This is a genomic window from Seonamhaeicola marinus (assembly GCF_008085455.1).
Genome location: NZ_VSDQ01000467.1, coordinates 1 through 309 on the forward strand (window position 1 = coordinate 1; position 309 = coordinate 309).

The window sequence follows — 309 nt, forward strand, 5'->3', positions numbered from 1 at the left end:
ATTACTTTATAGATCCACCAAGGTATGCTATTGATGAGTGTATTGAAAGAGGACTAACTTACAGTGTGCCTTTAAAAGCAAGGTTAAAGTTATATTGTACAGACCCTGAACATGAAGATTTTGAAACCATAGTTCAAGATGTGTACTTAGGTACTATTCCTTACATGACACCTAGTGGTACATTTGTTATTAACGGTGCAGAACGTGTTGTTGTTTCTCAGTTACACAGATCTCCAGGTGTTTTTTTCGGACAATCATTCCACGCTAACGGAACTAAATTATATTCAGCAAGGGTAATTCCTTTTAAAG

1 protein-coding gene is annotated in these 309 nt (G+C 35.9%); it reads left to right on the forward strand.

Annotated elements, in window-relative coordinates; translation table 11 throughout:
* On the forward strand, nt 1–309 hold a 309-nt coding region (locus tag FUA24_RS07755), incomplete at both ends, for a hypothetical protein (protein ID WP_148541177.1).